Annotated in this window: 12 protein-coding genes and 1 tRNA gene; 12 read left to right on the top strand and 1 reads right to left on the bottom strand. The window is 44.2% G+C overall.

Annotated features, from left to right (window positions below; all coding sequences use genetic code 11):
- From I6E38_RS13175 to I6E38_RS13120, 12 genes are all read left to right on the top strand, one after another.
- A tRNA-Lys gene (locus tag I6E38_RS13175) sits at window positions 1-72 on the top strand.
- 96 nt (window positions 73-168) lie between these two features.
- Window positions 169-1,617: a choice-of-anchor Q domain-containing protein gene (locus I6E38_RS13170; protein ID WP_235394430.1), complete on the top strand. Its 1,449-nt coding sequence runs from the start codon at window positions 169-171 to the stop codon at window positions 1,615-1,617.
- Window positions 1,618-1,621: 4 nt separating this feature from the next.
- Window positions 1,622-2,101 carry a cytidine deaminase gene (gene cdd / locus I6E38_RS13165; protein ID WP_235394429.1) on the top strand — a complete coding sequence of 160 codons (480 nt, stop codon included), beginning with the start codon at window positions 1,622-1,624 and terminating at the stop codon, window positions 2,099-2,101.
- A 128-nt stretch (window positions 2,102-2,229) separates the two neighbouring features.
- Window positions 2,230-3,795 carry an acyl-CoA carboxylase subunit beta gene (locus I6E38_RS13160; RefSeq protein ID WP_235394428.1) on the top strand — a complete coding sequence of 522 codons (1,566 nt, stop codon included), beginning with the start codon at window positions 2,230-2,232 and terminating at the stop codon, window positions 3,793-3,795.
- An 18-nt stretch (window positions 3,796-3,813) separates the two neighbouring features.
- On the top strand, window positions 3,814-3,963 hold the full coding sequence (locus I6E38_RS13155) for a hypothetical protein (protein WP_007896899.1): 150 nt from the start codon (window positions 3,814-3,816) through the stop codon (window positions 3,961-3,963).
- Between the two features lie 10 nt (window positions 3,964-3,973).
- A complete protein-coding gene (locus I6E38_RS13150) occupies window positions 3,974-4,399 on the top strand; it encodes a biotin/lipoyl-containing protein (protein ID WP_235394427.1) in 426 nt (141 codons plus the stop codon).
- Window positions 4,400-4,805: 406 nt separating this feature from the next.
- Complete coding sequence (locus I6E38_RS13145) at window positions 4,806-6,275, top strand: Do family serine endopeptidase (RefSeq protein WP_235394426.1); 1,470 nt, start codon at window positions 4,806-4,808, stop codon at window positions 6,273-6,275.
- Window positions 6,276-6,547: 272 nt separating this feature from the next.
- Window positions 6,548-7,411: a sigma-70 family RNA polymerase sigma factor gene (locus tag I6E38_RS13140; RefSeq protein WP_235394425.1), complete on the top strand. Its 864-nt coding sequence runs from the start codon at window positions 6,548-6,550 to the stop codon at window positions 7,409-7,411.
- Window positions 7,412-7,472: 61 nt separating this feature from the next.
- Window positions 7,473-7,964: a hypothetical protein gene (locus I6E38_RS13135; protein WP_235394424.1), complete on the top strand. Its 492-nt coding sequence runs from the start codon at window positions 7,473-7,475 to the stop codon at window positions 7,962-7,964.
- Between the two features lie 30 nt (window positions 7,965-7,994).
- On the top strand, window positions 7,995-8,909 hold the full coding sequence (locus I6E38_RS13130) for a hypothetical protein (RefSeq protein WP_235394423.1): 915 nt from the start codon (window positions 7,995-7,997) through the stop codon (window positions 8,907-8,909).
- Window positions 8,893-9,381 carry a S24/S26 family peptidase gene (locus I6E38_RS13125; protein ID WP_235394422.1) on the top strand — a complete coding sequence of 163 codons (489 nt, stop codon included), beginning with the start codon at window positions 8,893-8,895 and terminating at the stop codon, window positions 9,379-9,381. The genes I6E38_RS13130 and I6E38_RS13125 overlap by 17 nt, the downstream gene beginning before the upstream one ends.
- 7 nt (window positions 9,382-9,388) lie before the next feature.
- Window positions 9,389-9,655 (top strand): PqqD family protein, encoded by a 267-nt coding sequence (locus I6E38_RS13120; RefSeq protein WP_235394421.1) that lies wholly within the window; start codon window positions 9,389-9,391, stop codon window positions 9,653-9,655.
- An 81-nt stretch (window positions 9,656-9,736) separates the two neighbouring features.
- Here I6E38_RS13120 and I6E38_RS13115 read toward each other — a convergent pair whose 3' ends face one another.
- The gene (locus I6E38_RS13115; RefSeq protein WP_235394420.1) at window positions 9,737-10,462 is read right to left on the bottom strand and encodes a hypothetical protein; all 726 of its coding nucleotides are present in this window, start codon (window positions 10,460-10,462) and stop codon (window positions 9,737-9,739) included.
- Between the last annotated feature and the right edge of the window lie 332 nt (window positions 10,463-10,794).

The raw sequence follows: 10,794 nt of genomic DNA, 5'->3' as shown, positions 1-10,794 counted from the left end.
CACCCTTAGCTCAGTTGGTAGAGCAACTGACTCTTAATCAGTGGGTCTAGGGTTCGAATCCCTAAGGGTGTACTAAAGGTATTGGCTTATGGTCAATACCTTTTTTGTTTATATTACTTTTTGATTCGTTGCTGCAATAAATCATGAGCTTTCTCGTTATCATTAATAATGAAAGCAATAATCTACAATATACTTCTTTTTATAGGTATAATAACTTTGTGTGCCTGTAATGATGATGATACGTTCACAACGTCTACCCGTAATGTGCTGACATTCTCAACAGATACATTGCGGATTGACACTGTATTCTCTACAGTTCCGTCGTCGACCCGTTCGTTTTGGGTCTACAACAAATCGGGCGACGGATTACGCTGCAAGAGTGTGTGGCTTGAAGGGGGCAACCAGCATGGATTCCGTGTCAATGTAGACGGAGTGTATCTTAGTCCGGAGCAAGGCTATAAGGCAGACGGAATTGAAGTGCGCAATGGAGACAGTATACGAGTTTTTGTTGAAGTGACAACGGCTAATACAAACATTATCGATCCGAAGCGTATAGAGGACAATCTGGTGTTTGTGCTTGAGAGTGGGCGTGAGCAGAAGGTTGCGCTTGAGGCGTGGTCGTGGGATGCTAATCTGATGCGTAATGTGACGGTAAGCGAGGACATGACTTTGTCGCCAGGCAAGCCACTTGTAATATATGGTATGATGACCGTGGAAGAAGGTGCCACACTGAATATTGCTCCTGGCACAACGGTTTATTTTCACGGCGATGCTGGCATTAATGTTAAAGGTAAGCTGATGTGTAAGGGTAGTCAGTCGGCTGGCATCGTGTTGCGTGGCGATAGGCTCGACCGTATGTTCGATTATCTGCCGTACGACCGTATGAGTGGACAATGGCGTGGCATTCGATTTGAAGAGACATCATATGGCAACGAATTGGATTTTGTGGATATTCATGGGGCGTTTGATGGAGTGCTGGTGGACTCGTCGGATGTGACACGTCAGACACTTGCCATACGAAATTCTACCATCCACAACTGTCAAGGCAATGCTCTTGGTGTGGTGAATTCGAATGTTTTCGTGGAGAATTGTCAGCTGACGAATGCATTAGGCAATTGCTTGAGTGTAGACGGTGGAAACGTCACCGTAAATAGTTCTACAATAGCACAGTTCTATCCGTTTGATGCGTTGAGAGCCAGTGCGTTAGACTTTTCTGGCTATACTCATCCGCTTGTATCGTTCAAGATGACGAACAGCATTGTTACGGGCTATTCGGACGATGAAATGATGGGGCTGAAACCAGCGGATGGCAGCGAGAATGCCTTTAACTATGATTTTGCCAACTGTATAATACGTACTCCTGAAGTTGATGACAAGGAAAAAGCACATTATACAGATGTGGTTTTTGAAGACGTAAAGGATACTGTAAATTATGGACATAAGCATTTTGTGCTTGTCGACGCAGATTTGCAACGCTATGATTTCCACTTGCGTAAGGAGTCGGCTGCTATAGACAAAGCCAATGCTGAGACCTCTGCAAAGCACGACCACGACGGACGTGAGCGAGGAGACAAGCCAGACGTAGGAGCTTATGAATATATAACCAAAAAGGAGTGATATTATGAAAATGATAAATATCAATATAGCCATAAGGCATTGTCTGCTTGACGAACTTACAGATGCAGACCGTGAACTCATAGAACATGCAATGAAGGCATCAGAAAATGCGTATGCCGAATACAGCCATTTCTATGTAGGTGCAGCATTGCGTCTTGCCGATGGCAGTATCGTGATAGGGGCCAATCAGGAGAATGCTGCCTTTCCGTCTGGGCTATGTGCCGAGCGTACGGCGGTATTCAGTGCACAGGCCAATTATCCCGACCAACCGATAGAGGCTATTGCCCTTGTTGCGCGTAATGATAACGGGCTGGTAGACAATCCCGTAACGCCTTGTGGAGCCTGTCGTCAGGTACTGCTTGGTGTGGAAGAACGCTACGGTCGGCCAATGCGTGTCCTTATGTATGGCAAAAGTGGAGTATATAGCGTTGGTTCTGTGAAGGATCTGTTGCCATTGTCGTTTGTCGATTCAAGTATGAAATAGCGATATTGGTCAATAAGATACGTATATTGGTCGGTTTATACATTAAATATTTGTAATCGCTTCACATTTTCCTTTTTTTTTAGTACTTTTGCACGGTATTTTAAGAACAATATAACATATATAAAAATATGAGCAAACAAGTAGAAAAAATCAAAGAATTGGTCGCAAAGCGCGAGCAGGCTCGTCTTGGTGGTGGTGAAAAGGCCATTGAGAAGCAGCACGCACGCGGCAAATACACAGCGCGCGAACGTATCGAAATGCTTGTAGACGAGGGTTCGTTTGAAGAGTATGATATGTTCAAGAAGCACCGTTGCACAAACTTCGGTATGGACAAGAAGCATTATTATGGTGACGGTGTTGTGGCAGGTAGTGCTACTGTAGACGGCCGATTGGTATACGTATATGCTCAGGACTTCACCGTTAACGGTGGTTCGCTCTCTGAGACAATGGCACAGAAAATCTGCAAGGTAATGGATATGGCCATGACTATGGGCGCACCTGTTATCTGCATGAACGACTCTGGTGGTGCACGTATTCAGGAAGGTATCTGCGCTCTTGCCGGTTATGGTGAGATTTTCGAGCGCAATATCCTTGCTTCTGGTGTAGTTCCACAAATTTCTGCCATCATGGGCCCATGTGCCGGTGGTGCTGTTTACTCACCAGCCCTTACCGACTTCATCATCATGAAGGAACAGACCTCTTACATGTTCCTTACAGGTCCGAAGGTTGTTAAGACGGTTACTGGTGAGGATATTGATGCAGAGCACCTTGGTGGCGCTTCTGTACACGCTACAAAGAGTGGTGTCACTCATTTCGCAGCCAAGACAGAGGAAGAGGCAATTGAGATGATCAAGAGCTTGCTCTCATTTATACCGAGCAACAATACAGAGGAGGCTCCTCGTGTAGAGTGCAACGATCCGATCAACCGTATGGAGGATTCGCTCAACGAGATTATCCCCGACGATCCCAACAAGGCTTACGATATGTACAAGGTTATCGGTGCAGTTACAGACAACGGCGAGTTCTTCGAGGTTCAGCCTAAGTTTGCCAAGAACATCATCATCGGTTTCGCACGTTTCAACGGTCAGAGCGTTGGTATCGTAGCTAACCAGCCGGCAGCTTATGCAGGTGTACTCGACGTTAACGCCAGCCGTAAGGCGGCACGCTTCGTACGTTTCTGCGATGCTTTCAATATTCCTATCGTATCGCTTGTTGATGTTCCAGGATTCCTTCCGGGTACAGGTCAGGAATACAATGCAGTTATCCAGCACGGTGCACAGCTTCTCTACGCTTACGGTGAGGCTACAGTGCCCAAGATTACAATCACCCTGCGCAAGAGCTACGGAGGTTCGCACATCGTTATGGGCTGCAAGCAGCTTCGTGCCGACCTCAACTTCGCATGGCCGTCGTCAGAGATTGCCGTTATGGGTGCCAGTGGTGCTGTTGCCATCCTGTGTGGCAAGGAAGCCAAGGCCAAGAAAGAGGCTGGAGAGGATGTTAAGGCATTCCTCGCTGAGAAGGAAGAAGAGTATACCGAGAAGTTTGCCAATCCGTATGAGGCTGCTTCATATGGCTACATTGACGATGTTATCGAGCCGCGCAACACACGTTTCCGTATCTGCCGTGGTTTGGCACAGCTTGCCACAAAGCGTCAGTCATTGCCGGCAAAGAAGCATGGCTGCATGCCGATGTAATTCATAAATGTTTAGAAAATGGACAAGAATATATATGCAGCCATTGCAATGGCTTTATATGAGTACCAGGGTAACAATGTTCATGACAAGGAGCCTGGTTTCATAACAATACAGCCACGTCAGACGATGTGGAACGCCAAGTTCTTGAGTTTAACAGCTAAACCATAAATACAGGGAAATGAAAGAATTCAAATATACAATCGACGGACAGGAATATAAAGTCCAGATAGAGGATGTTGAGGGCAATATCGCCAGCGTGAATGTTAACGGTGAGGCTTTCAAGGTCGAGATGGAGCAGGAAGCAGAACCTGAGAAGAAGAAGGTTGTGCTCGGTCAGCCCACTGCTGCTGCAGAAGAAGGCGAGGCAACAAGTGCTGCCAGCGTGAATACTGCCAATGCGCTTAAGGCTCCGCTGCCTGGCGTTGTGACAGAGATTAAGGTTGCTGTAGGCGACGAGGTTAAGGCTGGCGACGTTGTCGTTGTGCTTGAGGCTATGAAGATGGCCAACAACCTTGAGGCTGAGAAAGATGGCAAGGTAACAGCAATCTGTGTAAAGAATGGAGAAAGTGTTCTTGAAGACGCTCCGCTTGTTGTGATTGAATAATAAGAAGGAGTATTCGGTAAGAATACATCAATGTTATACAATGGATGCGATGGTTCTCTGATATAAAGAGGCTGTCGCATCCATTTTTTGTAGGTATACAGGGATATGATTCATAGGGTGTTTAAGGAGTTGGGCGCATGTACGATTAAACAAAAGTGAAAAACCGACAGGTGATTTCTAATAGCCGTTAATATGTTAAATTATAGTGTTAAAATGGAATAAAGATGTATGCCAAAATGACACTTTAACAAATATTGCGTCTATATTTGCAACCGAAAAAGACAAAACGCTATTGTTTTAACACACCTGTGACTTGTATTGGCTTCAATGTGTCAAAATGCAAGTTTGTGTTAACATAAGCATTTTAACTTTAAAATGATAATAAAAACAATAAAGTAAAAGAACTATGAAAAAGTATTCTAAGTATTTGGTTGTGGCAATGAGCGCACTTGCCTTTGCCTTTTCTACTGGAACCTTGATAAAGGTGAATGCTACACAGGCTCCTTCGACAGCAGTGCCGGCGCAGCCCGTTGACCTCACATATGCAGCCGAGAAGTCGTTGCCATCGGTAGTACATATTCTCAGTACAAAAAACTCAAAGGTACAGACTATAGAAGTACAGAGTGATCCGTTCTCTGATTTCTTCAGTGACCCGTTTGGATTCTTTGGCAATCCTAACCAAAGTCAGGACGGCAAGCAGAAGCGTAGCGTGCGCACACCTAAGCAGCAAGGCTCTGGCTCAGGTGTCATCATTTCAACTGACGGTTATATTGTGACAAACAATCACGTTGTAGCCGATGCCGACGAACTCACAGTGACACTCAATGACAACAAGGAGTATTCGGCACGCATCATCGGAACAGATAAAACTACCGACCTTGCGCTTATCAAGATTGATGCAAAGGATCTTCCTGCCATCACTATCGCCAACAGCGAGAACATTAAGGTAGGCGAGTGGGTGCTGGCTGTGGGCAACCCGTTCAACCTTACCAATACTGTTACAGCTGGTATTGTTAGCGCCAAGGGCCGTTCGCTTTATCAGAATGGTGTAGAGTCATTCATTCAGACTGACGCAGCCATTAATCCGGGCAACTCTGGTGGTGCGCTTGTAAACACTCGTGGCGAACTTATCGGTATTAACGCCATGCTCTACTCACAGACTGGCTCATTCAGCGGTTATGGTTTCGCCATTCCTACATCAATTATGAACAAGGTGGTGGACGACCTCAAGAAGTACGGTACAGTTCAGCGCGCCGTTATCGGTATTCAGGGACAGGATGTAAAGAACTATGTTGACGCTCAGAAGGATCAGGGCAAGGACGTTGACCTTGGAACAATGGAAGGCATCTATGTGGCTAAGGTACTTGAAGAAAGCTCAGCTGAGGAAGCTGGTTTGAAGGCAGGCGATGTTATCACCGCCATCGACGGAAAGGAAATGAACAAGATGGCTGACCTGCAGGAGTATCTTGCCAAGAAGCGTCCGGGCGACAAGGTTTCTGTATCTTATCTGCGCGACAAGAAGAAGGCAAGCAAGACAATGACCTTGAAGAACGAACAGGGTAATACACAGGTTGTGAAGAAGGCTGACCTTGACGTGCTTGGAGGCAACTTCCGTGCAATCACCGACGGTCAGAAGAAGCAGCTGAACATTGGCTATGGTCTTGAAGTTCTGAAGGTGAACTCTGGCAAGTTCAAGGATGCAGGCATTACCAAGGGATTCATTATCCAGCGTGTCAACGACAGTGCCGTGAAGACAATCGAAGACCTGCAGAACCTTGTGAAGGAAGCTTCTACAAGCCGCAATCCTGTACTCTACATACAGGGTGTTTATCCTACTGGCAAGAAGGCATACTTCGCTGTTCCGCTTGAAGATTAAATAAGCTTCATCCGGCACGTAGAGTGATACAAACTGTAATATATAGATAGCGGAGGGCTCAGGCCTGCGCAGCATGAAATCTGACACATATTATTATAAATGTAGTGTTGGTTGCATTGTTTGCTGCGTAGGGCGGAGACCTCCGTTGTTGTTTTTACGGTAATTTGTAATCTTAACACTCTACTCAAAAGTAAAATAAGCAAAGAAAAATTTGCGACAACCAATATTATTGGTTAAATTTGCAAATCATAATATCAAAAAAACAGCACTTAATGAGACAACTGAAAATCACAAGCTCAATAACAAATCGAGAGAATGCCTCGCTTGATAAGTATCTTCATGACATCGGACATGAAGAGCTGATATCCGTAGAGGAAGAGGCTGAATTGGCTCGCCGTATAAAGACGGGCGACCGAAAGGCTTTGGAGAAGCTTACAAAGTCCAATTTACGTTTTGTTGTCTCTGTTGCTAAGCAATACCAGAATCAGGGATTGAGTCTTCCTGACCTTATTAACGAAGGCAATATTGGTCTGCTGAAGGCTGCCGAGAAATTTGATGAGACACGAGGCTTCAAGTTCATTTCGTATGCAGTATGGTGGATACGTCAGAGCATACTTCAGGCTATAGCCGAGCAGAGCCGTGTGGTACGTTTGCCATTAAATCAGGTTGGCAGTGTTAACAAGATTAACCGCATCCTCAACCAGTTTGAGCAGGAGAACGAGCGTCGTCCGAGTATTGACGAAATAGCTGAGAAGACAGACATCCCTCACGAAAAGATAGAGGATGTATTGAAGGTGAATACGCATCAGGTTTCGGTTGATGCACCGGTGTCTGACAGTGATGCTACAAGCATGATCGACTTTATGCAGAGTGATGCAGAACCCGAAACAGACAACACGCTGCTTATGGAGTCGCTGCGTGAGGAGATAGCAAGCGCACTTACTGCGCTCAATGAGCGTGAGCGTAACGTGATAGAGGCTTATTACGGCATAAACCAGCCTGAGTGCACAATGGAAGAGATCGGACATAAATATGGACTTACTCGCGAACGTGTGCGCCAGATACGCGAGAAGGCTATACGCAAGCTTAAGCAGAACACAAAGAACAAGATGCTGAAAGCCTATCTTGGCAGATAAAGTGCAAACCTTGAAGTATAAAGGATAATAATAAACATATAAAAAGACTTTCAACAAGAAGATGAAGACAAGTAGACTGTTTATAAAATTATTTATAATAGTTTTAGTTGCTATGCTTATGCCGAAGATGGCAAATGCAGCACAGAAGAAGACACCACTGTTCGTTTATGGTTTTGCCACTTCATTCAACGACTCAACTGTGTATTTCACAGAGATTCAGCTTATGGACGGCACATGGGTAGACAGCAAGACTGGTTTTCTCTACAGCCGTGAAAACTATTCCTACCAGTTGCGCGAGTCACTTAAGGCCCGTGGCTTGAAGAATCCTACATGTGTCACAGTTTATGGTAAGACAAGAAAAGATGTTGAGAAGAAGTACTCCAGCATGAAGAAGCGTTATGCTGCCAATGGTCGTTATAACGTACAATATCTTACAGCCAACGACTTTTCGTTCGAACCGATAGAGCCAGACGAAAGCGAAAAGAACTCGACACTTTCCAAAAAGGAAAAGAAAGAGAAGAAGGTAAAAAAGGAGAAAAAGGCAAAGAAATAATTGCCAAGTGTATAGCAAAGAAACAAAACAGTGAGAAAGCGTTTTTTTAGAATCGCAGAACATAATATAAGTGTGTCATTTGTCGATGAAACGGCTAATGACACATTTTTGTCACCGTCATTTGAACCTTTCGAGATAAAGGAGGCAGATGACGGTTGTATTTTTTCATTGAATGTTCACGACAGTATCAAGCCATACAGCAAAGAGCAAAGAGAGCGTATCGGAATCTTTGACACGGGAAATGGCAAGACTATCGTAGATCGTGTAGAGGGTGGCGGCTATCAGTTTTTAGTTAAGGGGATGTATGGCTGCCATTGTTGCCTGTTGCAGACCAACAGCGACTTCTCTGTGGCAAACTGTGCGCTGAAAGGTTCGCCTTCTGTACGTTCGTTCGGTCTGAATACAGCCATTATGATGATGTATGCCTTTAGGGGAGGTTATTATGATACGCTCCTTATCCATGCATCGGTTGTGCGTAACAATGGCTATGCCTATGCATTTACGGCTCAAAGCGGCACAGGCAAGAGCACACACACAAGTCTTTGGATTAAGAGCATCGAAGGATGCGACCTTATTAACGACGACAATCCGGTTGTCCGAATCATCGGTGGCAAGGCTTTTGTTTATGGCAGCCCGTGGAGCGGCAAGACACCTTGCTACCGTAACGTCAAGGTAGCGTTGGATGCTATTGTCAAGATAGAACGTGCGGGAAAGAATAGTATCGAACGTGTTTCGCCTGTCGTTGCCTTCACTTATCTTGTGCCAGCCTGTTCGTCGATGAAATGGGATAGTAATATATTCGGACATACCTGCGATGTTGTGACAAAACTGATTGAATCGTTCACTTCAGTGTATAAACTGCGTTGCCTTCCCAATGAGGAGGCAGCCAAATTATGCTACGAAGTCATAGCTCATAAACCCAATGATAATGGAACAGACCAATAATAATTTGGCTTTCAAGCAGAAGGAATTCGCCAATGAGGTTATTATTCCCGAGATAGCAAAGCTTCTTGACGAAGGGCATAGTGTGACACTGAAGTTACGTGGCGTGAGTATGCGTCCGTTTCTGGAAGATGGACGCGACAAGGCTATACTGACCAAGCCATGTAGCCCTTTAAAGGTTGGCGATGTTGTACTTGCAGAGGTAGCGCCACGACGCTATGCGTTGCATCGTATAGTTAAGATTGATGGCAATAGCGTTGTAATGCGTGGCGATGGCAACATTGCCACCGAACAATGCGACATCAGCAAAGTATTCGGTATAGCCCATTGCTTTTATCGTAAAGGACGCAAAAGTCCCGACTATACTACTGGCAGGAAATGGCGATTATATTCCGCTGTATGGACTGCATTGTTGCCTGTGCGTAGGTATTTGCTGGTTGGCTATAGAATGTTTCTGAAATTAAAACATAACTAATATAAATATGAGAATAAAGAAAGGTTTTGTATTAAGAGATGTATGCGGTGAGAAAATAGTAGTTGCAGAAGGTAAGGAAAATATTGATTTCACAAAGATAATCAACATGAACGAGAGCGCTGCTTTTCTCTGGGAGAAAGTTAAGGACACCGACTTTGACGTAGATACGCTCAAAACGCTGCTTTGTAGCGAATATGACGTAGAAGAAGCAACTGCGCTTGCCGACTCACAAACAATCCTTAATCAGTGGGTTGAGGCAGGTATTGTTGAATAATAACAAAGTTAAATAGAAATGCTATTAAGGCTTCTTAGCCTTCCCAAAGGACAACTTTAGGAAGGCTAAGAAGCCTTATTTTTATTTCACCAGGATTTTCTTGCCGCCTTTTATGACGATGCCTTTCTTTACTTTCTTTATGTCTGTGCCAGCGTAAGTGCCGTCTGTGTAGAATATCTTTTCTGGCGATGATAGGGTGGTGGAGATTTCGGTGATAGCAGTCGGTTTGTTGTTTATCATCAATCGTACCGCCTCTGCTTTCGTTTTGGGAGGAATGGTGAAGTAAGCTCTCATTCCCTTCATTCTGTCTCCATTTCTGACGCTCAAGAATTTTCCTTCTTTAGATAGTATCAAGATGCGGTCTTTGTTGCTATCGTTGAAGGTTATAGGGCTGTATATTCCAACGAAGCTGTATCCGTCATTTTCGCCACTAACTATTGGAGTAACGTTATTGATGGTAACGTTGGTAAATATTGGGTCTTTGATTTCTTTCTTCGGATTGATCAGATAAGCCTTGCCAGCTTCAATATTTGTAGCTTCTTTAAATTTAATAGTGTGGTCTGTAGTGCAGTCATACTCCATTACACTCACCTCCGTGCCGTTTATTTTGCCGTCTTTTAAGTCAATATCGAACGGTACACAGAATGTATTCCATGTATCAGCCAAGAGCGTACGCGAGAGAATTACAGGTGTGGACTTATTGTTGTTCGCTTCAAGTAATTTACTGTTGTTTACCGTATCGTTGAGGGTGCAGAGGCAGGAAAGCTTCTTGTAGAGTTGGATTCGTCTGCCATCGGTATTATACATATCGTCATGTAGCGAACAAACAAATCCGCCAATAAAATCATCATCTTTATTAGAATATATTAATATGCGTTTTAGGAAAGGTGTATTCCTAGGGTATGTAATTATGGTATAAATATTATTTGCTGTTGTGGGTATTTCTATTGTTGCTTTTGCTGATGTATTAAAGTCACTATCATTTTTATCTCGATATTTTATATATTCGTAATTCTTTCTATTGCTATCGTTACATATATATTTTTGATTTTTTATAGAAAATAACCGGCTCACCCGTAAAACCCTGTGTTTACCCAAAGATCATTGATAGTCTGTAGAGGAAGAAGTCGATATCAACA

The organism is Leyella stercorea, assembly GCF_021531355.1.
GTDB lineage: Bacteria > Bacteroidota > Bacteroidia > Bacteroidales > Bacteroidaceae > Prevotella.
This window is presented reverse-complemented; position numbering and strand designations above follow the sequence as displayed.